The organism is Pseudomonas sp. DD1, from assembly GCF_044510355.1.
Lineage (GTDB): Bacteria > Pseudomonadota > Gammaproteobacteria > Pseudomonadales > Pseudomonadaceae > Aquipseudomonas > Aquipseudomonas shahriarae.
In genome coordinates this window covers 78660-103113 of the sequence record NZ_MSAJ01000040.1, presented here as the reverse complement: position 1 = coordinate 103113, position 24454 = coordinate 78660, and the positions used below count along the sequence as shown (strand labels likewise).

Genomic DNA, 24454 nt, shown 5'->3' with positions numbered 1-24454 from the left:
CGATAAAAAAGTTCTAGATTTATCAATCCAACCTTTAATATAGTTATATACCGTCGCTGATATCCGTGGCGTCTATCTGCTTTGAGGGACACATATGAAGCTTCAACAACTGCGCTACATCTGGGAAGTGGCGCACCACGACCTCAACGTTTCCGCCACGGCTCAAAGCCTCTACACCTCACAACCGGGTATCAGTAAGCAAATCCGCCTGCTTGAAGACGAATTGGGCGTCGAAGTGTTCGCCCGCAGCGGCAAGCACCTGACCCGCGTCACGCCTGCCGGTGAGCGCATCATTACCACCGCCGGCGAGATCCTGCGCAAGGTCGAAAGCATCAAGCAGATCGCCCAGGAATTCTCCAACGAGAAAAAAGGCACCCTGTCGATCGCCACCACCCACACCCAGGCCCGTTATGCGCTGCCGCCGGTGATCAGCTCGTTCATCAAGCAGTACCCGGACGTGGCCTTGCACATGCACCAGGGTTCGCCGATGCAGATCGCTGAAATGGCAGCTGACGGCACCGTCGACTTCGCCATCGCCACCGAAGCCCTGGAGCTGTTCGGCGACCTGGTGATGATGCCGTGCTATCGCTGGAACCGCTGCGTCGTGGTACCCCAGGGCCACCCACTGGCCAAACTGCCGAAGCTGACCCTGGAAGCGCTGGCGGAATACCCGATTGTCACCTACGTGTTCGGCTTCACCGGCCGCTCCAAGCTCGACGAAGCCTTCAGCCATCGCGGCCTCACGCCCAAAGTGGTGTTTACCGCAGCTGACGCCGACGTGATCAAGACTTACGTGCGCCTGGGCCTGGGCGTTGGTATCGTGGCCAAGATGGCCGTCGATACCAAGCTCGACAGCGACCTGGTGGTACTGGATGCCAGCGAGTTGTTCGAGTCCAGCGTGACCAAGATCGGCTTCCGTCGTGGCACGTTCCTGCGTGGCTTCATGTGCGATTTCATCGAGAAGTTCGCCCCGCACCTGACCCGTGAAATCATGGCCAAGGCGATCCAGTGCCATAACAAGCAGGAACTGGAAGAGCTGTTCGACGGCGTTGAACTGCCGGTTCACTGATCGGCCTAGCGGGCCTCGGTCACCACGAATTGTTGCCGGGCGCCCGCCACCGTAATCTCCACCTCATCTCCCTCGAACTTGCCCAGCAGGCTTTTGCCCAGCGGCGAGCGGGGGGTGATGACGGTCACCAACTGCCCCACCACATAGACTTTCAGGCCTGCCGCGTCCGGCGCCAGGAACAGCCATTGCTGGCGGCCGTCGTCATCTTCCAGGCCGAGCAGGGCGCCCACCTCGATACCCCGTTGTTCATCGTAGGGACGCAGGTTGAGGTTCTGGCACAGCGCCAGTGACTGCTTGATCTCCTCGACGCGTTTGGCTTGCCCGGCAGCCAGGTAAGACGCTTCCAGGCCCAGGGTGTCGTACTTGTTTTCGGCGATGTTTTCTTCGTGGGTTGCGGTTTCGTAGGCAGTTTGCGCGGCACGTTGTGCCACATCCAGATCGGCGACGAGTTTTTCCAGGATCAACTGGAGGACGGCGTGTTTATTCATGGGCGGTTTTCGGCTCAATCACAAAATTGCAGGACGTTGGCCCGGCTCTTGTCGCTGGGGGCGTTCTGGTCCTGCTGGAGCCAGAACTGGCATTTGGGGTTGGACAGGTTGCGCGGGTTGTCCCGGGCCTGATCCAGCGCCTGCTGCTGTTCCTGCTTGTGCAGGTTTTGTTGGTATTGCTCAAACATCCGGTTCGGTGGCTCGGGCGTCACGGCAGGCGGTTTGCCCAGTTGCTGCACGGCCTGGGTGACGGCGGCCACGGGTTGTTCAAGCAGGTAGCGGGAGGCCAGCCAGCCGGTCAGGGCGATGGCGACAAAGCCCAGCCACAGGCCCAGGGCCACGGCAATACTGAGTTTGAACATCGACAACGGGCGATCGGACATGGTGGCCTCCTGGCGGGCGTTTGCGGCGAGCTGGGGATTGTCGCATAGCCGGCGTGCAGAATAATCGCGATCAACCCTTCTGCATGGCGGCAATTATGCGGACAATCGAGCCTTTGACTGATGGAGCCCGGAATGAAAGCCCGCTGGGATATTTTTTGCAGCGTCGTCGATAACTACGGCGACATCGGCGTGACCTGGCGCCTGGCCCGGCAATTGGTGGCGGAACAGGGCTGTGCGGTGCGGTTGTGGGTCGATGACCTGCGGGCGTTCGAGCGCATGTGCCCTGAGGTTGATGTGCAGGCGGCGCAGCAGTGGCAGGAGGGCGTGGACGTGCGCCACTGGCCGGCGCACTGGCCCACCACACCGGCGGCGGACGTGGTGATCGCCGCCTTTGCCTGCCAGTTGCCCCCGGATTATATGGAAGCCATGGCCGCTCGCGAGCGCACGCCGCTGTGGATGAACCTGGATTACCTGAGCGCCGAGGAGTGGGTGGTCGGTTGCCATGGCTTGCCGTCGGTCAAGTTCAAGGGCGTGCAAAAGTACTTCTTCTTTCCGGGATTCCGTCCCGGCACCGGGGGCTTGCTGCGTGAGGCCGGGTTGATCGAGCAGCGTCAGGCGTTTCAGCGTGATTCCCAGGCTCAGCAACAATTCCTACAGGACTTGGGCGTTGTTCCTGTGGTGGGCGCACGATTGATCTCGCTGTTTGCCTACGAAAATGCCGGCCTGGCCAGTTGGCTGGAGGTGTTGGCGGCCGACGGGCAGCCCACCCATCTGCTGGTGCCGGAAGGGCGCATCCTTGGTGATGTGCAGCGCTGGCTGGGCGTCGAGGCGCTGGGCGTGGGGCAGGTACACCTGCGTGGCGCGCTGACGGTGCAGGTGCTGCCGTTCGTGCGCCAGGAGCAGTACGACCGCCTGTTGTGGTGCTGCGACTTCAATGCGGTGCGCGGCGAGGATTCCTTCGTCCGTGCGCAATGGGCCGGGCGCCCGCTGTTGTGGCATATCTACCGTCAGGATGAAGACATTCACCTGGACAAGCTCGATGCATTCCTTGAGCGCTACACCGAGGGCCTGTCCCCCGCAGCCAAAGGTGCACTGATTGCCCTTTGGCAAGCCTGGAACACGGACGCTGACATGGCCGCCAACTGGAAAATGCTCCTTGAGCATTGGCCTGAGGTGACCGCACATGCCGAAAAATGGTGTCTGGAACAGGCCTTGCAGGCCGATCTTGCGACGGCGCTGGTACACTTTTATGAAAATTGGATATGATACGCGACCTTGATTTTTGTAAATCCCATCCAAATTTCGGATATTCGTAATGAAAACTGGTAAAGAACTGAAACCCGGTACAGTGATCCGTCTCGAAAACGACCCTTGGCTGGTTCAGAAAGCTGAGTTCACCAAGTCTGGTCGTAACAGCGCAATCATGAAGACCAAGCTGAAGAACCTGCTGACCGGTTACAAGACCGAGATCGTCTACAGCGCCGATGACAAACTGGATGACGTGATCCTCGACCGCAAAGAAGCGACCCTGTCGTTCATCAGCGGCGACACCTACACGTTCATGGACACTACCGACTACACCATGTACGAGCTGAACGCTGAAGATATCGAAGCTGTTCTGCCGTTCATCGAAGAAGGCATGGAAGACGTCTGCGAAGCCATTTTCTTCGAAGAGCGCCTGGTTTCCGTAGAGCTGCCGACCACCATCGTGCGTAAGGTTGCCTACACCGAAGGTTCCGCTCGCGGCGACACTTCGGGCAAAGTGATGAAGCCTGCCAAGCTGTCTAACGGTACCGAACTGCAAGTTGCTGATTTCATCGAAATCGACGACCTGATCGAAATCGACACCCGTGAAGGTGGTTCGTACAAAGGTCGCGCCAAGAAGTAATTCTGGTGTTACCAAAAAAAAACCCGACCAAGAGTCGGGTTTTTTTATGCCTGTTTACCTGTCACACCGTGACATGCAAGCGCACATCCACATTGCCACGGGTAGCGTTGGAGTACGGGCAGACTTGATGTGCAGCGTCTACCAGGCTCTGTGCTTCATCTTGCGCCAGGCCGGGCAGGGATATGTGAAGGTCGATGTCCAGGCCAAAACCACCGGGAATCTGGCCGATGCCGACGTGGGCGGTGATCGAAGCATCATCGGGGATTTTGCGTTTGCTCTGGCTGGCGACGAATTTCAGGGCGCCGATAAAGCAGGCCGAGTAGCCAGCAGCGAACAGTTGTTCCGGGTTGGTGGCCTGGCCGCCCGCGCCGCCCAGCTCTTTAGGGGTAGAGAGCTTGACATCGAGGATGCTGTCGCTGGAAACGGCACGACCATCTCGGCCGCCGGTGGCGGTGGCTACTGCGGTATAGAGGGTTTGCATCAGGGATTCCTCGCTGGTGTTTGCGCTAAAGGTTTGCGCGCAAAGTAAGTGGCGAGATGAATGTATCGCGCAAATGTTTAGCGCGCAATATAAATTTTGAAGTGATCGTCATCACCTTTGGGGGGGCGGCTAGACGCTGGCCTGTAGATTCCTGCGCAGCTCCAGCAAGTCGGCTTGCAGCTTCTGCAGTTGCTCCATCTGCAGGCCGCTGGCGCCAAGGATGCAGGGGGGAACATCCATGGCCTTGTCCCGCAGTGCTCGGCCAGCCTCGGTCAACTCCACCACAACCACACGCTCATCGGCGCGGCTGCGGGTGCGGCTTAACAGGCCTTCGGCTTCCAGGCGCTTGAGCAGTGGGGTCAGTGAGCCCGGATCGGTGAGCAGGCGATTGCTGATTTCACCCACGGTCAAACCATCTTGTTCCCACAACACCATCATGGCCAAGTACTGCGGGTAGGTCAGGCCAAGGGCCTGCAGCAGGGGTTTGTAGACCTTGGTCATCAACAACGAGGTGGAGTGCAGGGCGAAGCACAGTTGGTTGTCGAGGAGCAGGGCGTCGCAAGAGTGGGTCATGGCAGTGCCTTAAAGCGTATTTGATCTGGAATCTAGCGGCCAAACCTTTAACGCGCCAGACAATTCTGCAGGCGCAGTCAGCCCCAGCCACTTTGCAACGCCAGATCCCACGGCGGGACGGGGCTGAAACGGCTCTTGAGGTACTCCAGCAGCAGACGGCTGCGAGCATTGGCTTGCTGTTCCAGGCGCAGGGCGTAGATGCCGGCGGTTTCTGCGGTCGGCAGGCCGTTTTCGCAGAATAACGGCACCAGTTCGCCGCGCACCAGGTACTCACTGGTCAGCCAGGTGGGCAGGTGAGCGATGCCCAGTCCGGCCAGAGCGCCCGATAGCAGGGCTTCGGCATTGTTGGCGCTCATGCGGATGCGCTGTGGGCGGTAGGTGTTCTTGCGACCATCCAGTTCAAAACGCCAGGCGAACATCGGCGCCAGACCTTCCCAGTCCAGGCCGTCGTGTTCGCTGAGTTGGCTGGGATGGGCCGGCGTGCCACGGTTTTTCAGGTAGGCCGGGCTGGCGCAGGCGATTCGCACGATGCTGGCCAAAGGCGTGGCGATCAGCCGTGTGTCGACGATATGTCCGGCCCGCAGCACCAGGTCGACCTTGCCCAGGTGCTCGCCCTGCATGTCGACAAAACTGTCGATCAGATGCAGGTGCACGTCCAGGCCCGGATAGACCGTCAGAAAGTCCGCGATTGCCGGTGCCAGGTGTCGCCGGCCAAAGGCGGCGGGCGCGTCCACGCGAATCAGGCCCTCGGGCGCATGGCTGAGTGATACCGCCTCGGCTCGCGCCAGTTGCAACTCCCGGACAATCCGCCGCGCCCGCTCGGCAAATGCCAGGCCGGCAGGGGTAGGCAGCACCGCATGGGTACTGCGCAGGAACAGCTGGCTGCCCAGGGCGCTTTCCAGGCTGTCGATCCGCCGGGCCACGGCCGAGGGCGTCAGCGGATGGCGCCGCGCCGCTGCGGAAAAGCTTCCGGTCTCCAGCACGTCGAGGAACAGGCCCAGTTGATCGGTCAAGGTCGTAGGGTTCATGGGGGGATTCGCTTGTGCGGATTTGGCATAGCCATTGTGCGTTGCTGTGCGTTTCCATGCCAGAGTGGACTGCGTAGCATGCAGGGCTTGAGACGGTGCAGGGGTACGGTTGTGGTGGATATGGCGATGTATGTGGTGCTGGGCATAGCCCTGGGTACCGTCGGCGGGCTGTTTGGCATTGGTGGCGGGCTGATCGCGATTCCGGTGCTGGGCGTCTTGTTTGGCCTGGATCAGCAAATCGCCCAAGGCACTGCGCTGGTGATGGTCGTGCCCAATGTGATGTTGGCGCTGTGGCGTTATCACCAGCGCAACCGCATTGAGCTGCGCCATGCCTTGCCGCTTGGCATCACGGGGTTTTGCTTTGCCTGGCTGGGTTCGATCTGGGCGGTAGGCATTGATGCGGGCGTGATGCGCATTGGTTTTATCGCATTTTTGGTGGCCCTGTCGGCGTACAACCTGGTGCGCATGGTCACCAGCAATGCGCCACCTTCGGCGCAGATGCGCTATTCCTGGCCGTGGCTGGGGGTATTGGGCGCGGCGTCGGGATCCATGGGGGGCCTGTTTGGTGTTGGCGGCGCGGTGGTTGCCACACCGGTGTTGACCAGCGTGTTCGGCACCACCCAGGTGGTTGCACAGGGCCTGTCCCTGGCACTGGCCTTGCCCAGCACCGGCGTCACCCTGGTGACTTATGCCTGGCACCAGGAAGTGGATTGGCTGATCGGCGTGCCCTTGGCGGTCGGCGGGCTGCTGAGTATCAGTTGGGGGGTGAAAATCGCCCACGCGTTGCCGGAGCGTCTGCTGCGCGGTTTGTTCTGCGGCTTCCTGGTGGTATGCGCGGTGATGTTGACCTTTAAAGTCTGAAGCCTTCGAGGATGTATTCGGCCAGGCACTCGGTGATGGGCGAGGTCATGTTCGGGTTGCGCAGCAGGCGCAAGTTGACCGTGTGCAGTGGGCCGAAACCTTCGTCACTGCCGAGTATCCGCAGATCGTCGGGGACCAGGCTTTCCATCATCACCGTCACCGCCAGCCCCGCACCCACCACGGCCTGGATCGCCGCACCGTTGGAGCTGTGGTAGGCCAGGCGATACTCGCGCCCCACGGCCTCCAGCGAGGCGCGCGCCCATTGCGTGCAAAAGCTGTCCAGGCCGGCGATCGCCAGGGGCAGGGTCTCGTGTTCATCCACGCAGAAGCACGGTGACGCCACCCAGACCATGCGCTCGTTGCGCAGCTGTTCGCCGATTTCATTCCCCGGTTCACGGCTGACCACGGTCAACGCCAGGTCGCGTCGCTGCATCAACACTGGCGTGCCTTCGCAGTGCATCTCAATCTGGATCAGCGGGTAGGCCTTGGAAAAGCGCTTGAGGATACCGGGCAGGTAGCGCATCACGTAGTCGTCCGGGGTGCCGATGCGCACCAGCCCGACCATATGCGGCTCGCGCAAGGTATTGAACACCTCGCTGTGCAGCTTCAGGATGCGCCGCGCATACCCCAGCAACACCTGCCCCTCGGGCGTAAGCCTGACCTGCCGGCCATCACGCTCGAACAACTTGCGCTGCAACACGTCCTCCTCCAGCCGCTTCATTTGCATACTGACCGCCGATTGGGTGCGGTTGACCTTCTCGCCCGCGCGGGTGAAACCACCCTGGTCGGCGATGGCGACGAAGGTGCGTAGCACGTCGGTATCAATGCTCGGGTAGTTGTTCAATTGATCAATCTCTGAGATGTATTGCATAAAAAACATTCGTTGGATTGATCATAGCCCCAGGCCCAGACTTTAGTCATCCCCACTGGAGGGCGAGATGATGAAGGGTCAAAGAGGTTATGTGTTGTTGGTGAAACGCCCGTTGGCCGGGGTGTTTCAAAGGGTTTGCCGTTGGTACGCCGTGCAGCGCGAGCGTCAGGTCCTGGCAGAAATGAGTGATGACTCACTCAAGGATATTGGCTTGACCCGGGCGGATGTCGAGCATGAACGCCACCGGTCTGTGTGGAATGACCCGTTGGGTAAATGACGGCCACCGCGCTACAGTCTGCGGGCGTAATCAGGAGATGCACATGCCCGCAGAACTGCGCTTTTCCCTCAAGCAAGCACGCCGCCTGGCACTGGCGGCCCAAGGCTTTTCCGGGCGCCAGCCGCCCGCACAGATCAAGGCAGCCCAGGTCAATCGTCTGATCGAGCGCCTGGGTGTGTTGCAGATCGATTCGGTCAATGCCGTGGTGCGCTCCCACTACCTGCCGCTGTTTTCCCGCCTGGGTCATTACTCGCCGTTGCTGCTGGAACAGGCGGCCTGGAGCCAGGGGCGCAAGCGTACGCTGTTCGAGTATTGGGGGCATGAGGCCTCGCTGCTGCCGATGGCGCTGTATCCGCTGATGCGCTGGCGCATGCAGCGGGCGTCCGAGGGGCAGGGGATCTATCAGCAGATGGCGCGTTTTGGGCGCGAGCAACAGGCAACCATCCGCCGCGTGCTGGCCATCGTCGAACAGCAGGGTGCGTTGGGGGCGGGCAGCCTGTCGACCCGTGAAGAGCGCGCCGGGCCGTGGTGGGACTGGAGTGATGAAAAGCAGGCCCTGGAATGGCTGTTTGCCGCAGGGCTGGTGACGGTGGCCGGGCGCCGTGGTTTCGAGCGGCTGTACGACCTGCCGGAGCGGGTTATCCCGGCAGCTATCCTGCAACAGGCACCCTTGAGCGAGCACAGTGCCCAGCGTGGCCTGTTGCTGCATGCCGCGACGGCGCTGGGTATCGCCACGGAAAAGGACCTGCGCGATTATTTTCGCCTGACCCCGGCAGAGAGTCGTGGGCGCCTCGCCGAGTTGGTCGAGGATGGGCAATTGCAGGTCTGCCAGGTCCAGGGTTGGAAACAGCCGGCGTATTGCCTGCCCGAGCCAACGGTCCCGCGCAAGGTGACAGCCAGTGCCTTGCTGTCGCCCTTCGATTCATTGATCTGGGAGCGTAGCCGTACCGAGCGCCTGTTCGACTTTCGCTATCGGCTGGAGATCTACACCCCGCAGGACAAGCGGGTGTACGGCTATTACGTGCTGCCGTTCCTGCACAACGAACGCATCGCCGCACGGGTGGACCTGCGCGCCGAGCGTGCCAATGCGCGGTTGGCAGTGCATGCCGTGCATGAGGAAGAGCCAGGGTTGGATGAGACGGGGATGTTGGCGCTGGCGTTGAGCCTGCGGCAGATGGCGGATTGGCTGGGGTTGGAGCAGGTGCAGATCAATTGTCAGCGACACAGCGCAGCCCGGTTGCGGGTGGCAATGCTGGCCGTGGAGGCTGGCAGATAGGACGCTATCGCGGGCAAGCCCGGCTCCCCATTGACCGTGGTGGGAGCCCGGCGTGCTCGCGATAGCGTTGGTTCAGGCCACACCTGCCTAGCGTTTGACCTGCTTCAACGTCTCGGCAATCAGGAACGCCAGCTCCAGCGACTGATCGGCATTCATCCGCGGGTCGCAATGGGTGTGGTACCGGTCCGACAAGCCATCCTCGGTAATCGGCCGCGCACCGCCGATGCATTCGGTGACATTCTGCCCGGTCATTTCAATATGAATCCCGCCAGCATAAGTGCCTTCGGCTTCATGGACCTGGAAGAATTCCTTCACTTCACTGAGGATCTGCGCGAAGTCCCGGGTCTTGTAGCCGCTGCTGGCCTTGATGGTGTTGCCATGCATCGGGTCGCTGCTCCACAACACCTGCTTGCCTTCGCGCTGCACGGCGCGGATCAGGTTGGGCAGGTGGTCGCCGACCTTGTTGGCGCCCATGCGTGCGATCAGGTTCAGGCGGCCGGGGTCGTTGTCCGGGTTGAGAATGTCGATCAGGCGAAGCAGATCCTCGGGGTTCATGCTCGGGCCGACCTTGACCCCGATCGGGTTGTTCACCCCGCGCAGGAACTCGACGTGGGCACCATCGAGCTGGCGTGTACGGTCGCCGATCCACAGCATATGGGCCGAACAGTCGTAGTAGTCGTTGGTCAGGCTGTCACGACGCACAAAGGCTTGCTCGTAGTTGAGCAGCAGCGCTTCGTGGGCGGTGAAGAAACTGGTCTCGCGCAGTTGTGGCGAGCTGTCCATGCCGCAGGCGCGCATGAAGGCCAGGGTTTCGTCGATGCGGTTTGCCAGTTGGCTGTACTTGTCGGCCAGCGCAGAGTTGGCGATAAAGTCCAGGTTCCACTTGTGCACCTGGTGCAGGTCGGCAAAACCGCCCTGGGCGAAGGCTCGCAGCAGGTTCAGGGTCGCGGTGGACTGGTGGTAGGACTGCAACAGGCGGTCCGGATCCGGGACGCGGCTTTTCTCGTCGAAGCCAATACCGTTGACGATATCGCCACGGTAGGCGGGCAGGGTGATGCCGTCGATGGTTTCATCGTTGGCCGAGCGCGGCTTGGCGAACTGGCCGGCCATGCGCCCGACCTTGACCACCGGGCAGCCGGCGGCGAAGGTCATGACAATGGCCATCTGCAGCAGCACTTTGAAGGTGTCGCGGATTTTTGCAGCGGAGAACTCGGCAAAGCTCTCGGCGCAGTCGCCACCTTGCAGCAGGAATGCGCGACCCTGGGTCACTTCGGCAAACTGGCGGCGCAACTCCCGGGCTTCACCGGCGAACACCAGCGGCGGGTAACTGGCCAGGCTCTGCTCGACCTGCAGCAAGTGCGCGGCGTCAGGGTAGTGGGGTTGTTGCTGGATCGGCAGGGCGCGCCAGCTGTCGGGGCTCCAGGGTTGGCTCATCGTGAACTCGAATGAATGTCGGGAACGTGCATGTTATCAGCAATTAGTGCGTGACCTGCTGGCGCCGCTTGGCCGACAATCGCGCCTTTCCCGCTTGCTACCAGGCGGCTTGAACCCGTGCCCGGGCCCATTAGGAGATGAAATGACTGAGGAGCGCGTCGAGCGCCTGTTGGCTGAGGTCCATGATGACTTCGGCATGATCCGTGTGCTGGAAGTGGCCGATTACCGCTTTCTCGAGTTTGGCGATGCCATCGAGCAGAGCTGTGTGTTCACCGCCGATCCAAGCTGGCTGGAGTATGACTACACCCGTGCCATGTTGATTGGCGCCTTGTGCCACGAGCATCCCGAAAGTGCGCTGTTCCTTGGCCTGGGGGCGGGGACGCTGACCCAGGCCTGCCTCAAGTTCCTGCCCCTGGAAGATGTCGAAGCCATTGAACTGCGCCCGGATGTACCGCGCCTGGCCATCGAATACCTGGGGCTGGATGATGATCCGCGGCTGTACATCCGCGTGGGCGATGCGCTGGAGTTGCTGGAGACGGCGGAGCCGGCGGACCTGATTTTCGTCGACTTGTATACCGATGTGGGGCCGGGGGTTGGCCACCTGGCCTGGACCTTCCTGGAGAACTGCCAGAAGAAGCTCAACCCTGGTGGTTGGCTGGTGATCAATCAATGGGCCACCGATGATGGCAAGCCCCTGGGCGCTGCGTTGTTGCGTGGGCTTTATCATCGGCATTACTGGGAGCTGCCGGTGAAGGAGGGCAATGTGATCCTGATCGTGCCGGCGGACCTGGACCAGACGCTGGACCTGGCGGCTGTGTCTGCGCGGGCCGAGGCGCTGGCGCCGCGCCTGGGGTATTCGTTGCAGGCCTTGATCAAGGCGGTTCGGCCGGCGACTTAGTTGCCTGTACTGGCCGCATTGCGGCCCGGTCTCTGCACATCTCTTTAGTGCTTCTCAGGTTTGTGTAGATATCTGTTGCTGCGCTCATGCCGAGCCTAGGCGAGGCACCGAGTGGCGGCAAAAGCGCTTTGGTTACTTTCGCGCTTTTCGAAAGTGAGCCGCCGTCAGGGCGGAACCAATAGCCGCCGTTACCGCATCAATGGCTATGTACACATACCGAGAAGAGAGTTGTGTAGAGACCTATGCTCATCGCGGGCAAGCCCACAGGTGTACGCGGTCAAATGGGACGGTGCGCCGATTCGACTTACTCACGATGAGGCCATCACTGCCTGCTCACAACCCCTTGAATACCCCCGGCCGCTTCTCCAGCATCGCCCGCACCCCTTCCTTGGCATCCTCGCTGTTAAGCAGTTTTTCGACCAGCACCGGCAACCCGGCCGCCGCAGCGGTCTCGCCTTCATCCCGCGCCTGGCGCGCCGATGTCAACGTCGCCTGCACGCCCAGCGGTGCCTGGCTGGCAATCCGGTTGGCCAGGGTCAGTGCTCGAGGCAGCAGGTCCTCGCTGGCCATGACCTCTTGCACCAGTCCCAGTCTTAAAGCTTCATGGGCATCGAACTCATCGCCTGTCAGCAGCCAGCGCATGGCGTTGCCCCAGCCGGCGATCTGGTGCAGGCGCAGGGTGGCACCACCAAAAGGAAAGATCCCGCGCTGCACTTCCATCTGCGCAAAGCGCGTATTGCTGGCACACAGGTTGATATCTGCCGCGAGCATCAATTCGATACCGATGGTCAGGCAATAGCCCTGTGCGGCAACGATCACCGGCTTGCTGACCCTGGGCCCGGCGAACACGCCCCACGGGTCGCAACCTCCCAGCGGCGGCTGCCAGCCTTGGGCCATGGTGTGGGCGACGTTGATCAGGTCCAGCCCGGCGGTGAAATGCTCGCCATGCCCGAACACCACGGCCACCCGCGCTTCTTCATTACGATCGAATTCGCCATAGGCCAGGCTCAGTTCGTTGAGCAGATCGAGGTCAAAGGCGTTGCGCTTGGCTACCCGATCGAGCCCCAGCAGCAGGACATGCCCTTGTAGTTCACGGCTGACGCGGCTGCTACTGGCTTGACTCATGGGGGCATCCTCGGGCGCGAAAGGCAGTTTCGGACCGAAGGGCCCACTGCAAAAGGTGAAGCGTTTAAGCGCAATGACCAACGGGGCCGGGCCTTTGAAAAATAGACGTTCCTGCGAAGATGCGCAAAGCCAGTGACACAGAGCAGTGGAATGGCCTTTTCCGATAAAAAAAGCTCCCTTTTTCAGGGATTTCCGGTATAGTGCGCGCCGGCCTTTAACCGGGCCGCGTTTAGGTAGCGCAATTCCCCGAAGTCAGCTTCGGCTGCACGTCCGCACAGCGGACTCTCCCTTGACGAATCTTTTTCATTCATTCGTTTTCGCAAATCCCCGCCGACAAAGCAGCCAGGGCGACTCTTGAGTCTCAACACGGCATGCGCAGCTTTGGAGCATGGGTCTTTGCGGATGCACTTAGAGGCAGACCCATGACCCAGGAAACCGGCGGCTTCGCCGCTTTTAATCTTAACCCGAACATTCTTGCTGCCGTCATTGCGACCGGCTACGAAGAACCTTCGGCTATTCAGCAGCAATCGATCCCGATCATCATGGCCGGCCAAGACATGATTGGCCAGGCGCAAACCGGTACCGGTAAAACCGCCGCGTTCGCCCTGCCAATCCTGCACTGCATCGATCCTGCCAAGCGCGAGCCGCAAGCCCTGATCCTGGCGCCAACCCGTGAGTTGGCGCTGCAAGTAGCAACCGCTTTCGAAACCTACGCCAAGCAAATGCCGGGCGTTACCGTTGTGGCCGTTTACGGCGGCGCGCCTATGGGCCCACAACTGAAAGCAATCCGTAATGGCGCACAGATTGTTGTCGCCACGCCGGGCCGTCTGTGCGACCACCTGCGTCGTGACGAAAAAGTCCTGTCGACCGTGAACCACCTGGTTCTCGACGAAGCTGACGAAATGTTGAAGCTGGGCTTTATGGATGACCTGGAAGTCATCTTCAAGGCGCTGCCACCGACCCGTCAGACCGTACTGTTCTCGGCTACCCTGCCACAGTCGATCCGTGCCATTGCCGAACGCCATCTGCGCGATCCGCAACACGTGAAGATCCAGACCAAGACCCAGACCGTTACCGCGATCGAACAGGCTCACCTGTTGGTTCACGCTGACCAGAAGACCTCGGCTGTATTGAGCCTGTTGGAAGTCGAAGATTTCGACGCCCTGATCATGTTCGTGCGCACCAAGCAAGCGACCCTGGACCTGGCCAGTGCCCTGGAAGCCAAAGGCTACAAAGCCGCTGCGCTGAACGGTGACATTGCCCAGAACCAACGTGAGCGCGTCATCGACTCCCTCAAGGATGGCCGTCTGGACATCGTTGTGGCGACCGACGTAGCTGCCCGTGGTCTCGACGTTCCACGTATCACCCACGTGTTCAACGTTGACATGCCGTACGACCCAGAGTCCTACGTTCACCGTATCGGCCGTACCGGCCGTGCCGGTCGCGAAGGTCGTGCACTGCTGCTGGTGACTCCGCGTGAGCGCCGCATGCTGCAAGTGATCGAGCGTGTAACCGGTCAGAAAGTTGCCGAAGTCCGCCTGCCGGATGCCCAGGCCGTTCTCGATGCCCGCATCAAGAAACTGACCAACAGCCTGTCGCCGCTGGTGGCTGACGCTGAATCGACCCACGGCGACCTGCTGGACCGCCTGACCGCCGATATCGGTTGCACCCCACGTGCCCTGGCTGCAGCCCTGCTGCGCAAGGCTACCAACGGTCAGGCCCTGACCCTGGCGGCGATCGAGAAAGAACGTCCACTGGTGCCGAACAACGCCCCGCGCGGTGATCGTCCAGAGCGTACTGGCGACCGTCCGGACCGTGGTGATCGTGAGCGTCGTGCGCCGGTTCCATTGGCCGAAGGCCGTGCTCGCTGCCGTACCGCGCTGGGTGCGCGTGATGGCATCGCTGCCAAGAACCTGCTGGGCGCTATCCTCAATGAGGGTGGCCTGGCACGTGAAGCGATCGGTCGCATCCAGGTGCGTGACAGCTTCTCTCTGGTAGAGCTGCCGGAAGATGGCCTCGAGAAGTTGCTGGCCAAGCTGAAAGACACCCGCGTTGCCGGCAAGCAGCTCAAGCTGCGTCGCTATCGCGAAGATTGATCAGCCCTTGGGTTGATTGATCGAACATAAAAAATCCCCGACTGGTTCGGGGATTTTTTTTGCCTGGGTTTCCCCGGGGCCCTACAAAAAACCGTGGTTAAGCAAAACGATAGATATCCATCCCCAAGGCTCCCAGGGTGAACCCCTGGTGGACCACACTGAACTGCCCGCCCGCACCGCGCGCGAAATACAGTGGCAACAAGTGCTCATCGCTGGGATGGCTGCGCACTGCATGGGGTGCCTGGCGGCGGTAGTCGTGCAAGGCAGCTTCATCCTCGGCGCCGAGTTGGTCGACGACCCAGTCGCGGAACTCCCGTGCCCAGGGCTCGATGCTTTGCGGCCCGGCCTGCCAGTCCAGTTCGCCGAGGTTATGGGTGATGCTGCCCGAGCCGATCAACAGCACGCCCTGTTCGCGCAAGCCGCGCAGTGCCTGGCCGATGCGGGTTTGCAGGGCTGGGCCCATATGGCTGGGCAGGGAGACCTGCACTACAGGGATGTCGGCCGCCGGGTACATCAGCGACAGCGGCACCCAGGTGCCATGATCGAACGGGCGCTGGTGATCGAGGCGGGCTTGCAAGCCATCGGCGATGAGCAACTCGACGATTTGCTGGGCCAGTGCCGGATCACCCGGGGCCGGATACTGCACGGCAAACAGTTCGCGGGGGAAGCCGCCGAAGTCGTGCCAGGTCTCTGGGGCGGGGCTGGCGCTGACCAGCAGTTCACGGCTTTCCCAGTGTGCGGACATCACCACGATTGCCTTGGGGCGTGGCAAGTCCGCCGCCAGGCGTGCAAGGGCCGGCCCGCTGGCGCCGGGTTGCAGGGCAAGCATGGGCGAGCCGTGGGAAATAAACAGGCTGGGCAGCATGAGTGGGGTCCTCAAGGTTAAGATGGGACCATCTTCAATCAGATCATTGATCTAAATCTAATATAAGTTTTAGCGCTATTTGATCGAATTTTCAGGATTATTCATGGACTCCACCTTTTGGCATGACCGCTGGGCACGTAATCAGATCGGCTTTCACCTGCCCGAGGTCAATCCCTATTTGCAGCGACACTGGCCGGGCCTGGGGTTGGCCAGCGGGGTGGGGGTGTTGGTGCCGCTATGTGGCAAGAGCCTGGATCTGGTCTGGCTGGCGAACCAGGGGCATCGAGTCCTGGGGGTGGAACTGTCGGAAAAGGCCATTGAAGAGTTTTTCCAGGAGCAGCGCCTGGTTGCGCAAGTCAGCCAACGGGGTAGCTTCAAGGTGTATCAGGCAGGCGCTATCGAGCTGTGGTGCGGTGACTTCTTCGAGTTGAGCCGCGAAGATGTGGCGGGCTGCACGGCCGTCTACGACCGGGCGGCGCTGATCGCCTTGCCGCCGTTGATGCGCGAGCGTTATGCCGCGCATTTGCAGGCGATTGCGCCGCAGGTGGACAGTGGCCTGCTGATCAGCCTGGACTATGAGCAGGCCCTGAAGGCAGGCCCGCCGTTTGCCGTGAGCGACAATGAAGTCCGTGGGCTGCTGGGAGTGCACTGGCGCCTGAGCGTCCTGGAGCAGCGGGATATCCTGGCCGAGAGCCCGAAGTTCGCCCAGGGCGGTGTCACGCGGCTGGAGGAGCGGGTTTACCGGTTGGCGCGGCTGTAAATCACGCGCCCACAAAAAAGGGGCGATTCAATCGCCCCTTTTTTTACCCGCTGGCTGTCAGCCGCGACGACGCAGTGCGTCGATCCGCTCTTCCAGTGGCGGGTGGCTCATGAACATCCGCGCCAGGCCTTGCTTGACGCCACCGTTGATGCCGAAGGCATTCAGGGTGTCCGGCATATGCACCGGCAGGCCCTGTTCGGAGCGCAGGCGTTGCAGGGCGCCGATCATGGCGGCAGTACCGGCCAGTTGCGCGCCGGCTTCGTCGGCGCGGAATTCGCGTTTGCGCGAGAACCACATCACGATGGAGCTGGCAAGGAAGCCCAGTACCAGTTCGGCAAAGATGGTCGCCACGTAGTAGGCGATACCCTGGCCGCCTTCGTTCTTGAAGATCACCTTGTCGACAAAGTTGCCGATGATCCGTGCAAAGAACATCACGAAGGTGTTCACCACGCCCTGGACCAATGCCAGGGTGACCATGTCACCGTTGGCGACGTGGCCGATCTCGTGGGCCAGCACGGCCTTCACTTCGTCGGGCGAGAAACGCTCCAGCAAACCCTGGCTGACGGCAACAAGAGCATCGTTCTTGTTCCAGCCAGTGGCGAAGGCGTTGGCCTCGTAGGCCGGGAAGATGCCGACTTCGGGCATCTTGATCCCGGCTTCGCGGGACAGTTGCTCGACGGTCTGCAGCAGCCATTGCTCATGCCGGGTGCGTGGCTGGGTGATGATCTGGGTGCTGGTGCTCATCTTCGCCATCCACTTGGAGATGAACAGCGAGAAGATCGAGCCGGCAAAACCAAAGACGGCACAGAAAACCAGCAGCTGATTGAGGTTCAGATCAACCCCGTTGGCCGCCATGAACCCGTTGAAGCCGAAAAGGCTCAGGGTGATGCTGGCAATCAGCACGACCGCCAGGTTAGTGGCCAAGAACAGCAGGATGCGCATCATGGTTGTAGAATTCTCCTCATGCTTAATATGTCGCGTACTGCGGGGTATATAAGGTGCGGCAGTGGGCTATTCAACCGGGCGACTATTTCAAACTGTGTCCTACAGCATGAATGTAGAGGCTTGCAGGGATTTTCCGAGGCTTGGGACCCGTGAAAATTGCCCTTGGCTGGCGTCTGCGCCCCACGATTGCGGGTAAGTACAGGGTAGAGGGGAAGCGGGCGGAGCAGAAGGTGTGTCTGGGTACAGAATGTGTTGCCAGATACTCGCTGTACGACCTTTTGCGGGCCGTACAGCGAAAGCCGGGTTACTGGCGATAGGACTTCAGGAAGTTGCCAATGCGCCCGATGGCCATGTCCAGGTCATCCACGCGCGGCAGGGTCACCACGCGGAAGTGGTCGGGCCACGGCCAGTTGAACGCCGTGCCCTGGACCACCAGCAGCTTTTCCGACAGCAGCAGGTCGAGGACGAACTTCTCGTCGTTGTGGATCGGGCAGACCTTCGGGTCAATCCGTGGGAACGCATACAGGGCGCCCATGGGTTTGACGCAACTGACGCCGGGAATGTCGTTGAGCAGTTCCCAGGTACGGTTGCGCTGCTCCAGCAGGCGGCCGGCCGGCAGTACCAGGTCGTTGATGCTCTGGTAGCCACCCAGCGCGGTCTGGATCGCGTGCTGGCTCGGCACGTTGGCGCACAGGCGCATATTGGCCAGCATATCGATGCCTTCGATGTAGCTCTGGGCATTGTGCTTGGGCCCGGAGATGGCCACCCAGCCGGAACGGAAACCCGCCACCCGGTAGGACTTGGACAGGCCGTTGAAGGTCAGGCACAGCAGGTCCGGGGCCAGGGAGGCGGTGCAGATGTGCACGGCGTCGTCGTAGAGGATCTTGTCGTAGATCTCGTCGGAGAACACCACCAGGTTGTGCTGGCGCGCCAGTTCCAGCATGCCCAGCAGCACTTCCTTGGAATACACCGCGCCCGTCGGGTTGTTCGGGTTGATGATCACCAGCGCCTTGGTATTGGGCGTGATCTTGGCCTTGATATCAGCCAGGTCCGGCCACCAGTTGGCTTGCTCGTCGCACAGGTAATGCACCGGATGGCCGCCCGCCAGGGTCACGGCCGCCGTCCACAGCGGGTAGTCAGGCGCCGGCACCAGCACTTCGTCGCCGTTGTTGAGCAGGGCCTGCATGGCCATCACGATCAGCTCGGAGACGCCGTTGCCCAGGTAGATATCTTCGATACCGACCCCTTCCACCTGCTTTTGCTGGTAGTACTGCATCACGGCCTTGCGCGCGCTGAACAAGCCTTTGGAGTCGCTATAGCCTTGGGCGGTGGGCAGGTTGCGGATCACATCCTGGAGGATTTCGTCCGGTGCTTCGAAACCAAAGGGCGCCGGGTTGCCAATGTTCAGCTTGAGGATGCGATGGCCTTCCTCTTCCAGGCGTTTGGCGTGCTTGAGCACTGGGCCGCGAATGTCGTAGCAGACGTTGGCGAGCTTGTTCGATTTGCTGACCTGCATGGCGATGTGATCCCGAAAATGAACGATCCAGACGATGTGAAGACTACCGTGCTGGGAATCCTGCGTGTGGCCTGACCCATAAATACGTTTGAATGCCGATAACGCGGGTGCCAGACTGGCGCTTTGAAGAGGCGCAATCATACGTGCCGCCTGATCCATGGAAAAGACACAGATCAGGCTTTTTCAGTTGTCGAGGTGGATTGATGGAAAAGTTGGATAAGACCCTGGATGAATGGCGGGAAATGCTCGACCCGGCGCAGTATCAAGTGTGCCGTCTCAAGGGCACCGAGCGGCCGTTTTCCGGCAAGTACAACGCGACTACGACCGATGGTGTGTATCACTGCATTTGCTGCAATGAGCCACTGTTCGATTCAAAGACCAAGTTCGATGCCGGTTGTGGCTGGCCCAGTTTTTATGAGCCGATTGCTGATAGCGCGATGATTGAGATTCGTGATGTCAGCCACGGGATGATCCGTACTGAAGTGACCTGTGCCAGGTGCGATGCGCACTTGGGGCATGTGTTCCCGGATGGTCCGCCGCCTACTGGCTTGCGTTACTGCATCAACTCGGTGTGCCTGGACCTGGTTCCCCGCTGAAATCCCCTGTAGCGAGGGGCTGTGGTGATGAGGGGGCAAGCCCCCCTCGTCACAAGCTGATGTCGGGTTATCAGTCTGGTCAATTAAATTGCATGCAATTTAATTGCTCGCTATGTTTTCACAACCTTCTCTGCATCTGAGGCGTTCTCATGAGCAACAACCTGCTGACCATCCCCTGCACCACCATCAAGGGTGAGCAAAAGACCCTGGCGGACTTCGCCGGCAAGGCGATCCTGGTGGTCAATACCGCCAGCAAGTGCGGTTTCACCCCGCAGTACAAAGGCCTTGAACAGCTTTGGCAGCAGTACAAGGACCAGGGCCTGGTGGTATTGGGCTTTCCGTGCAATCAGTTCGGCAAGCAGGAACCGGGTGACGAGGGGGCCATTACAGAGTTTTGCGAGCTGAATTTCGGCGTCAGTTTCCCGTTGTTCAAGAAGGTCGATGTCAACGGCGGCGAGGCCCACCCGCTGTTTGTGCAATTGAAGCAGCGCGCACCGGGTCTGCTGGGCTCCAAGGGCATCAAGTGGAACTTCACCAAGTTCCTGATCGGTCGCGACGGTCAGGTGGTCAAGCGTTTTGCCCCCACCACCAAACCTCAGGAACTGACCCAAGAGATCGAAGCGTTGCTCAAATGACCGACTTGCCTGCCGTATCCCTGGCCCTGGATGACCAGTTGTGCTTCAAGCTGTACGCCGCCTCCCGGGCGGTGACGCGGGCCTACAAACCGATGCTCGACGAGTTGGGCCTGACGTATCCGCAATACCTGGTCATGTTGGTGTTGTGGGAGTGGCACGCCGTTGCGCCGCCCCAGCCGACGGTCAAGGCGCTGGGGGAGCGCTTGTTGCTCGACTCCGGCACGTTGACGCCGTTGCTCAAGCGCCTCGAACAGCTGGCGTTGATCACGCGCCGGCGCAGTACCCGGGATGAGCGCGAAGTGCACTTGTGTCTTGCCGACGCGGGCCAGGCGTTGCGTGAGCGCGTCCAGCCGCTGAAGGCCCGCCTGTTGTGTGACAGTGGTGTGGACCTGAGCCAGGCGGACGCCTTGCGCCATGGCCTCGACCAGTTGCTCCGGCAGATCACAGACTTGTCGTAGTCGGCACCCAGAGGTCGAGCAGGGCGTTGAGTTCTTCGCGGCGGAAGGGTTTGGCCAGGTAGTCGTTCATACCGGCGGCCCGGCACCGTTCGCGCTCCTCGGCCAGGGCATTGGCGGTCAGCGCGACAATCGGCAGCTCCGGCCAGCGCCCGCTACGGCGAATCTGCCGGCTCGCCTCGTAGCCATCCATCACCGGCATGTTGCAGTCCATCAGCACCATATCGAAGCGCTGTTCTTCCAGTTGCTTCAGTGCCTCGCCGCCATGGGCCGCGACCACCACCTCGCAGCCCAGCTTGCCGAGCATGCCCTTGGCCACCAGTTGATTGACCGGGTTGTCCTCCACCAAAAGGATGCGCGCCCGATGCGCGACCGGGCCGGTTTCCAGTTGGGCCAGGTCGAGGACGATTTCGCTGTCGGCGCGCAGGGTGCGGTGCAGGACCTGATACAGCGCAGCGCGGCTCAGCGGGCGAGCCTGCTGTTGCAGGGGGGCCAGGGCGGCCACTTCTTCGCTGGGCATGAAGTTGCCGTAGGCGGTAATCAGCAGAATCGGTGCGCTGACGGTCGGGCGCAGGCGGAACAGGCACTCGGGGCAGTCGGTGATCAGGATGTCCGGCGCCAGGCCGGTCAAGTCGTCGTCGATGGTGTAGCACTGCGGCGTCAATCCCCAGTGCGGCAGCAAGGTCAGCAGCAGTTCTGCCAGGCCACTGCTGGCCCCGGTAATCACCGCGACCTCGCCGGTCAATGGTCCCAGCCGCGCCGCCGGTGTGTGGGCGGGCAGTGGCAGTTCGGCGCAGAACTGACTGCCGAAGCCGGTTTCCGAGCTGATGGTCAGCCGCCCGCGCATGGCCTCGCAAAGGTTGTGGGTCAGCGCCAACCCCAGGCCAGTCCCGCCAAACTGACGGGTAATACCGGCGCCCGCCTGGGTGAAAGGTTTGAAAATCCGCGTCTGGGCCTCCTGGGCAATGCCGATGCCGGTGTCGCACACTTCGATGCGCACGCCATCGGGTTGTGCACTGAGGCGTACGTCGACGCGGCCGAAACGGGTGAACTTCAAGGCATTCGACAGCAGGTTACTGACGATCTGCCGCACCCGGGTCGGATCACCCACGACCTGGGCGGGAAACTGCGGGTCGATCAGGCAGGTCAATTCGACGCTGGGTGCGGCGTTCTGCGACAGCAGGTTGGCGGTGTCTTCCACCAGGGAGCCGAGGTCGAAGGGGATACTCTCCAGTTCCAGTTGCCCGGCATCGAACTTGGACAGGTCGAGAATATCGTTGAGCAGTTCTACCAGGACCTTGCCGGAGTCATGGGCAATCGACAATTGTTGGCGCTGCTCGGCATTCAGTGTGCTGTCCAGGGACAGCGCGATCATGCCGAGCAGGCCGTTGAGCGGGGTACGGATTTCATGGCTCATGTTGGCGAGGAAGGCCGCACGCGCCTGGGCCATGCCCAGGGCAGTCATTTTCGACGCTTCCAGTTCCTCGTTGGACTGGCTTAGCCGCTGGTTGATCGCCTTGAGCTCGGTGGTACGCGCCGAAACAATATCTTCCAGTTGGCCGAGGTACTCGGTCAGGCGGTCCTCGGCGTGGCGCCGTTGCTGGATTTCGGTCTCCATATTCTCGAACTGTTGGTTGGCGACATTGACCAGTACACCGATCTCATCGTGTTCGTGCCCCGGCGGGCAGTCCAGGCGAGCCAGGGGCGCATTGCCGGGGCTGCGGGTGCTCAGCTCGCGGATGATCCGCACCAGGGGTTGGGTCAGCATCACGTAGAACAGGCCTAGAAGGATGCCGGTCAGGATCAGGCTGCGAGCAAAGCCATTGAGCAGGGTGATCTCCGCTCGGCGTAGGAATCGGCTGCCAAACGCGTACGTATCGACGTCAAGGTGCAATACGCCGAGGGATTCGCCGGGCATATGGGTAAGATACAACCGGTTTTCGAACTGGCGGTTGGCGCCGAACAAAAAGTCGCTGATGGGGCGGTAGCTGCTCTCTGTGCGCGGCCGATTAACGTCAGCCAGCACCAGGCCATTGTTGTCGACCAACTGTGCCCGCGTGATGGCGGGGGAATGCAGCAGGCCCAGGGTCAGTTCCTGGGCCAGTTCGGCGTCGATGTTGTAGGCGATGCGTGAGGCGGGGTTATGGCTGATTTCAATCAGCGCGTGTATTTCACGGTTGATGGACGCGTCTTCGCTGGCATAATCAATGCCGATTTGGATCAGGCTGAGCAAGGTTCCCAATACGAAACCGACCAGCACAGTCAGTCTGGCTTGTTTATAAGACAAGCGGTGGGCGAACTTGATATCCATTGGGTGCTGAGCCACTTTACGTTTCCCTTCGCCTGGCAAGCATAGCTGAACATCTTCAGCGTCCGCCTTGCCCGGTATGAATCGTTTTTTCAGGTGCAGCCGTCTGGCAACTGCGTCAGGGTTGCCAATACGCCATCTTTTACAAGAACTTGCCACAGGAATAGTCATGGATTCTCGATTGAATGCCTTTCTTGAGCGGGCCGATGCGGTGCTTGCTCGTCTGGAACCCCTGTTGCCAGCACCTCGCGCGGTGATTGACTGGAACCACTGCCTGGCGGCCCGCTGGCAGCGTGAGGGGCGCAGCGGTTTTCTGCTGCCCCTGGAAGTCAGCCTGGATATGCGCCTGTCCGACCTGATTGGAGTCGACAAGCAGCGCGAGCAATTGGCCCGCAATACCCAGCAGTTTCTCGACGGCCTGCCCGCCAACCATGCGTTGCTCTGGGGCTCGCGTGGCACTGGCAAATCGTCCATGGTCCGCGCCTTGCTGGCCCAGCATGCCAAAGCCGGCTTGCGCCTGATCGAAATCGAGCGTGACCACCTGGCCGACCTGCCGCGGGTGGTCGAGCAACTGCTCAAGCTGCCCCAGCGTTTTATCCTGTTCTGCGACGACCTGTCGTTCGAGGCCGGCGAAGGCGATTACCGTGTGCTCAAGAGCGTGCTCGACGGTTCGCTGGAGCAGGCCCCGGAAAACGTGCTGCTGTACGCCACCTCCAACCGTCGTCACCTGGTACCGGAAAACCAGAGCGACAACGACAATTGGAAACGCGTGGACGGTGAACTGCACCCCAGTGAAGCGGTGGAAGACAAGATCGCCTTGTCCGACCGTTTTGGCTTGTGGCTGTCGTTCTATCCTTTCACCCAGGAGCACTTCCTGGACGTGGTGGAGCACTGGATCGGCGAGTTGGCCAACAAAGCGGGTTTGCAGTGGCAGCGCGATGAAGCACTCGACATCCTTGCGGTGCGCTGGGCCACCGGCCGTGGCAATCGCAACGGCCGTTGCGCCTACCAGTTCGCCCGCTACTGGGTGGGGCTTAAATTGCTGGAGCGTCAGCCATGATTGATTTGCAACAGTCGGGCAGCGGCCTAGATGGGTACGCCATGCTCTGTGCGCAGCTGGAATCGCTGCTGGCCGATGAGCGCGACTTTATCGCCAACGCGGCGCAGTTTTCGGCGTTCCTGTTCAACCAACTCGATGACTTGAACTGGGCGGGCTTCTATCTCAATCGTGATGAGGAACTGGTGCTGGGGCCTTTCCAGGGGCAGATCGCCTGTGTGCGGATCCCGTTTGGTCGAGGGGTGTGTGGTGCGGCGGCGGCTTCACGGCAAACCCAGCGGGTGGAAGATGTGCATGCCTTTGCCGGGCATATTGCTTGCGACGGTGCTTCCAACAGTGAGCTGGTGGTGCCATTGATCAAGGATGGACGGTTGATTGGGGTGCTGGATCTGGATAGCCCGAAACTGGCGCGTTTCAGGCTTGAGGATCAGATGGGGATTGAGCAACTGGCGGCAATCTTTCTGCGGTTGACTGACTGCTGAGTGAGCGCAGCTGCGTTCCTTGTGGGAGCCGCCTTGCCTGCGATGGCGCCGGGAAGAACACTGGGGGGTGTCGGGCCCCCCACGTCT

General features: G+C 61.0%; 26 protein-coding genes. 14 read left to right on the top strand and 12 right to left on the bottom strand.

Features of this window, described 5'->3' with window-relative positions; genetic code table 11:
- Positions 1-94: 94 nt before the first annotated feature.
- Positions 95-1069 carry an HTH-type transcriptional regulator CysB gene (gene cysB / locus PSFL_RS27420; RefSeq protein ID WP_115127848.1) on the top strand — a complete coding sequence of 325 codons (975 nt, stop codon included), beginning with the start codon at positions 95-97 and terminating at the stop codon, positions 1067-1069.
- 5 nt (positions 1070-1074) lie between these two features.
- Here cysB and PSFL_RS27415 read toward each other — a convergent pair whose 3' ends face one another.
- Together PSFL_RS27415 and PSFL_RS27410 are read right to left on the bottom strand one after the other, a co-directional pair.
- A complete protein-coding gene (locus tag PSFL_RS27415; RefSeq protein ID WP_057444675.1) occupies positions 1075-1557 on the bottom strand; it encodes a GreA/GreB family elongation factor in 483 nt (160 codons plus the stop codon).
- Between the two features lie 14 nt (positions 1558-1571).
- The gene (locus PSFL_RS27410) at positions 1572-1940 is read right to left on the bottom strand and encodes a hypothetical protein (RefSeq protein WP_057444674.1); all 369 of its coding nucleotides are present in this window, start codon (positions 1938-1940) and stop codon (positions 1572-1574) included.
- Between the two features lie 132 nt (positions 1941-2072).
- On the opposite strand from PSFL_RS27410, the gene earP reads away from it, so the two are divergent.
- Both earP and PSFL_RS27400 read left to right on the top strand, forming a co-directional pair.
- Positions 2073-3206 (top strand): elongation factor P maturation arginine rhamnosyltransferase EarP, encoded by a 1134-nt coding sequence (earP, locus tag PSFL_RS27405; RefSeq protein ID WP_115127849.1) that lies wholly within the window; start codon positions 2073-2075, stop codon positions 3204-3206.
- A 49-nt stretch (positions 3207-3255) separates the two neighbouring features.
- The gene (locus PSFL_RS27400; RefSeq protein ID WP_003172723.1) at positions 3256-3828 is read left to right on the top strand and encodes an elongation factor P; all 573 of its coding nucleotides are present in this window, start codon (positions 3256-3258) and stop codon (positions 3826-3828) included.
- Positions 3829-3889: 61 nt separating this feature from the next.
- On the opposite strand, the gene PSFL_RS27395 is transcribed toward PSFL_RS27400, so the two are convergent.
- The 3 genes from PSFL_RS27395 to PSFL_RS27385 all read right to left on the bottom strand — a co-directional run bounded on the left by PSFL_RS27395 (position 3890) and on the right by PSFL_RS27385 (position 5910).
- On the bottom strand, positions 3890-4309 hold the full coding sequence (locus PSFL_RS27395; RefSeq protein WP_057439183.1) for an organic hydroperoxide resistance protein: 420 nt from the start codon (positions 4307-4309) through the stop codon (positions 3890-3892).
- Between the two features lie 129 nt (positions 4310-4438).
- Complete coding sequence (locus PSFL_RS27390; RefSeq protein ID WP_057439182.1) at positions 4439-4882, bottom strand: MarR family winged helix-turn-helix transcriptional regulator; 444 nt, start codon at positions 4880-4882, stop codon at positions 4439-4441.
- Positions 4883-4959: 77 nt separating this feature from the next.
- The gene (locus PSFL_RS27385; protein ID WP_057958934.1) at positions 4960-5910 is read right to left on the bottom strand and encodes a LysR family transcriptional regulator; all 951 of its coding nucleotides are present in this window, start codon (positions 5908-5910) and stop codon (positions 4960-4962) included.
- A gap of 111 nt (positions 5911-6021) precedes the next feature.
- Between PSFL_RS27385 and PSFL_RS27380 the strand changes: the two genes are divergently transcribed.
- Entirely contained in the window at positions 6022-6771 is a 750-nt protein-coding gene (locus tag PSFL_RS27380) for a sulfite exporter TauE/SafE family protein (RefSeq protein WP_057439181.1), read from the top strand.
- Here PSFL_RS27380 and PSFL_RS27375 read toward each other — a convergent pair.
- On the bottom strand, positions 6761-7642 hold the full coding sequence (locus tag PSFL_RS27375; RefSeq protein WP_115129377.1) for a LysR family transcriptional regulator: 882 nt from the start codon (positions 7640-7642) through the stop codon (positions 6761-6763). The genes PSFL_RS27380 and PSFL_RS27375 overlap by 11 nt on opposite strands.
- Positions 7643-7712: 70 nt before the next feature.
- On the opposite strand from PSFL_RS27375, the gene PSFL_RS27370 reads away from it, so the two are divergent.
- A complete protein-coding gene (locus tag PSFL_RS27370) occupies positions 7713-7919 on the top strand; it encodes a DUF1127 domain-containing protein (RefSeq protein ID WP_057444696.1) in 207 nt (68 codons plus the stop codon).
- Positions 7920-7962: 43 nt separating this feature from the next.
- Positions 7963-9195: a winged helix-turn-helix domain-containing protein gene (locus tag PSFL_RS27365; RefSeq protein WP_397470684.1), complete on the top strand. Its 1233-nt coding sequence runs from the start codon at positions 7963-7965 to the stop codon at positions 9193-9195.
- 87 nt (positions 9196-9282) lie between these two features.
- Here the strand turns inward: PSFL_RS27365 and PSFL_RS27360 are convergent, their stop codons facing one another.
- Positions 9283-10629, bottom strand: a complete 1347-nt coding sequence (locus PSFL_RS27360; RefSeq protein WP_057958936.1) for a class II 3-deoxy-7-phosphoheptulonate synthase — start codon at positions 10627-10629, stop codon at positions 9283-9285.
- A 142-nt stretch (positions 10630-10771) separates the two neighbouring features.
- On the opposite strand from PSFL_RS27360, the gene PSFL_RS27355 reads away from it, so the two are divergent.
- A complete protein-coding gene (locus PSFL_RS27355) occupies positions 10772-11527 on the top strand; it encodes a spermidine synthase (RefSeq protein ID WP_057439179.1) in 756 nt (251 codons plus the stop codon).
- 333 nt (positions 11528-11860) lie between these two features.
- Here the strand turns inward: PSFL_RS27355 and PSFL_RS27350 are convergent, their stop codons facing one another.
- On the bottom strand, positions 11861-12652 hold the full coding sequence (locus PSFL_RS27350; protein ID WP_057439178.1) for a crotonase/enoyl-CoA hydratase family protein: 792 nt from the start codon (positions 12650-12652) through the stop codon (positions 11861-11863).
- Between the two features lie 422 nt (positions 12653-13074).
- Here PSFL_RS27350 and PSFL_RS27345 point away from each other — a divergent pair, with 422 nt between their 5' ends.
- Positions 13075-14748: a DEAD/DEAH box helicase gene (locus PSFL_RS27345; protein ID WP_017136163.1), complete on the top strand. Its 1674-nt coding sequence runs from the start codon at positions 13075-13077 to the stop codon at positions 14746-14748.
- 97 nt (positions 14749-14845) lie between these two features.
- On the opposite strand, the gene PSFL_RS27340 is transcribed toward PSFL_RS27345, so the two are convergent.
- Entirely contained in the window at positions 14846-15613 is a 768-nt protein-coding gene (locus tag PSFL_RS27340; RefSeq protein ID WP_115127853.1) for a class III extradiol ring-cleavage dioxygenase, read from the bottom strand.
- 103 nt (positions 15614-15716) lie between these two features.
- Between PSFL_RS27340 and PSFL_RS27335 the strand changes: the two genes are divergently transcribed.
- Positions 15717-16373 carry a thiopurine S-methyltransferase gene (locus PSFL_RS27335; protein WP_397470683.1) on the top strand — a complete coding sequence of 219 codons (657 nt, stop codon included), beginning with the start codon at positions 15717-15719 and terminating at the stop codon, positions 16371-16373.
- A 57-nt stretch (positions 16374-16430) separates the two neighbouring features.
- Here PSFL_RS27335 and htpX read toward each other — a convergent pair whose 3' ends face one another.
- Positions 16431-17318 carry a protease HtpX gene (htpX, locus tag PSFL_RS27330; RefSeq protein ID WP_029298042.1) on the bottom strand — a complete coding sequence of 296 codons (888 nt, stop codon included), beginning with the start codon at positions 17316-17318 and terminating at the stop codon, positions 16431-16433.
- A 304-nt stretch (positions 17319-17622) separates the two neighbouring features.
- Positions 17623-18834, bottom strand: a complete 1212-nt coding sequence (locus tag PSFL_RS27325; RefSeq protein ID WP_029298044.1) for a pyridoxal phosphate-dependent aminotransferase — start codon at positions 18832-18834, stop codon at positions 17623-17625.
- A 203-nt stretch (positions 18835-19037) separates the two neighbouring features.
- Between PSFL_RS27325 and msrB the strand changes: the two genes are divergently transcribed.
- From msrB to PSFL_RS27310, 3 genes are all read left to right on the top strand, one after another.
- Positions 19038-19430 carry a peptide-methionine (R)-S-oxide reductase MsrB gene (gene msrB, locus PSFL_RS27320; protein WP_115127855.1) on the top strand — a complete coding sequence of 131 codons (393 nt, stop codon included), beginning with the start codon at positions 19038-19040 and terminating at the stop codon, positions 19428-19430.
- Between the two features lie 149 nt (positions 19431-19579).
- Positions 19580-20065, top strand: a complete 486-nt coding sequence (locus PSFL_RS27315) for a glutathione peroxidase (protein ID WP_057439173.1) — start codon at positions 19580-19582, stop codon at positions 20063-20065.
- Positions 20062-20523: a MarR family winged helix-turn-helix transcriptional regulator gene (locus PSFL_RS27310; RefSeq protein WP_057439172.1), complete on the top strand. Its 462-nt coding sequence runs from the start codon at positions 20062-20064 to the stop codon at positions 20521-20523. The genes PSFL_RS27315 and PSFL_RS27310 overlap by 4 nt, the downstream gene beginning before the upstream one ends.
- On the opposite strand, the gene PSFL_RS27305 is transcribed toward PSFL_RS27310, so the two are convergent.
- On the bottom strand, positions 20507-22831 hold the full coding sequence (locus tag PSFL_RS27305; protein WP_397470722.1) for a response regulator: 2325 nt from the start codon (positions 22829-22831) through the stop codon (positions 20507-20509). The two genes, PSFL_RS27310 and PSFL_RS27305, sit on opposite strands and share 17 nt — an antisense overlap.
- A gap of 166 nt (positions 22832-22997) precedes the next feature.
- Between PSFL_RS27305 and PSFL_RS27300 the strand changes: the two genes are divergently transcribed.
- Together PSFL_RS27300 and PSFL_RS27295 are read left to right on the top strand one after the other, a co-directional pair.
- Entirely contained in the window at positions 22998-23888 is an 891-nt protein-coding gene (locus tag PSFL_RS27300; protein WP_029298058.1) for an ATP-binding protein, read from the top strand.
- Positions 23885-24367: a GAF domain-containing protein gene (locus tag PSFL_RS27295; protein ID WP_115127857.1), complete on the top strand. Its 483-nt coding sequence runs from the start codon at positions 23885-23887 to the stop codon at positions 24365-24367. The genes PSFL_RS27300 and PSFL_RS27295 overlap by 4 nt, the downstream gene beginning before the upstream one ends.
- Positions 24368-24454 lie beyond the last annotated feature (87 nt).

Excerpts from the sequence above, each read along its gene's own strand:
- PSFL_RS27390 (WP_057439182.1), bottom strand. The coding sequence starts at position 4,882 with ATGACCCACTCTTGCGACGCCCTGCTCCTCGACAACCAACTGTGCTTC.
- PSFL_RS27305 (WP_397470722.1), bottom strand. The coding sequence starts at position 22,831 with ATGGATATCAAGTTCGCCCACCGCTTGTCTTATAAACAAGCCAGACTG.
- PSFL_RS27300 (WP_029298058.1), top strand. The coding sequence starts at position 22,998 with ATGGATTCTCGATTGAATGCCTTTCTTGAGCGGGCCGATGCGGTGCTT.
- PSFL_RS27410 (WP_057444674.1), bottom strand. The coding sequence starts at position 1,940 with ATGTCCGATCGCCCGTTGTCGATGTTCAAACTCAGTATTGCCGTGGCC.
- PSFL_RS27350 (WP_057439178.1), bottom strand. The coding sequence starts at position 12,652 with ATGAGTCAAGCCAGTAGCAGCCGCGTCAGCCGTGAACTACAAGGGCAT.
- PSFL_RS27325 (WP_029298044.1), bottom strand. The coding sequence starts at position 18,834 with ATGCAGGTCAGCAAATCGAACAAGCTCGCCAACGTCTGCTACGACATT.
- PSFL_RS27360 (WP_057958936.1), bottom strand. The coding sequence starts at position 10,629 with ATGAGCCAACCCTGGAGCCCCGACAGCTGGCGCGCCCTGCCGATCCAG.
- msrB (WP_115127855.1), top strand. The coding sequence starts at position 19,038 with ATGGAAAAGTTGGATAAGACCCTGGATGAATGGCGGGAAATGCTCGAC.
- PSFL_RS27400 (WP_003172723.1), top strand. The coding sequence starts at position 3,256 with ATGAAAACTGGTAAAGAACTGAAACCCGGTACAGTGATCCGTCTCGAA.
- earP (WP_115127849.1), top strand. The coding sequence starts at position 2,073 with ATGAAAGCCCGCTGGGATATTTTTTGCAGCGTCGTCGATAACTACGGC.
- PSFL_RS27385 (WP_057958934.1), bottom strand. The coding sequence starts at position 5,910 with ATGAACCCTACGACCTTGACCGATCAACTGGGCCTGTTCCTCGACGTG.
- PSFL_RS27315 (WP_057439173.1), top strand. The coding sequence starts at position 19,580 with ATGAGCAACAACCTGCTGACCATCCCCTGCACCACCATCAAGGGTGAG.
- PSFL_RS27355 (WP_057439179.1), top strand. The coding sequence starts at position 10,772 with ATGACTGAGGAGCGCGTCGAGCGCCTGTTGGCTGAGGTCCATGATGAC.
- PSFL_RS27365 (WP_397470684.1), top strand. The coding sequence starts at position 7,963 with ATGCCCGCAGAACTGCGCTTTTCCCTCAAGCAAGCACGCCGCCTGGCA.
- PSFL_RS27340 (WP_115127853.1), bottom strand. The coding sequence starts at position 15,613 with ATGCTGCCCAGCCTGTTTATTTCCCACGGCTCGCCCATGCTTGCCCTG.
- PSFL_RS27335 (WP_397470683.1), top strand. The coding sequence starts at position 15,717 with ATGGACTCCACCTTTTGGCATGACCGCTGGGCACGTAATCAGATCGGC.
- PSFL_RS27370 (WP_057444696.1), top strand. The coding sequence starts at position 7,713 with ATGAAGGGTCAAAGAGGTTATGTGTTGTTGGTGAAACGCCCGTTGGCC.
- PSFL_RS27375 (WP_115129377.1), bottom strand. The coding sequence starts at position 7,642 with ATGCAATACATCTCAGAGATTGATCAATTGAACAACTACCCGAGCATT.
- PSFL_RS27345 (WP_017136163.1), top strand. The coding sequence starts at position 13,075 with ATGACCCAGGAAACCGGCGGCTTCGCCGCTTTTAATCTTAACCCGAAC.
- PSFL_RS27395 (WP_057439183.1), bottom strand. The coding sequence starts at position 4,309 with ATGCAAACCCTCTATACCGCAGTAGCCACCGCCACCGGCGGCCGAGAT.
- PSFL_RS27295 (WP_115127857.1), top strand. The coding sequence starts at position 23,885 with ATGATTGATTTGCAACAGTCGGGCAGCGGCCTAGATGGGTACGCCATG.
- PSFL_RS27310 (WP_057439172.1), top strand. The coding sequence starts at position 20,062 with ATGACCGACTTGCCTGCCGTATCCCTGGCCCTGGATGACCAGTTGTGC.
- htpX (WP_029298042.1), bottom strand. The coding sequence starts at position 17,318 with ATGATGCGCATCCTGCTGTTCTTGGCCACTAACCTGGCGGTCGTGCTG.
- PSFL_RS27415 (WP_057444675.1), bottom strand. The coding sequence starts at position 1,557 with ATGAATAAACACGCCGTCCTCCAGTTGATCCTGGAAAAACTCGTCGCC.
- cysB (WP_115127848.1), top strand. The coding sequence starts at position 95 with ATGAAGCTTCAACAACTGCGCTACATCTGGGAAGTGGCGCACCACGAC.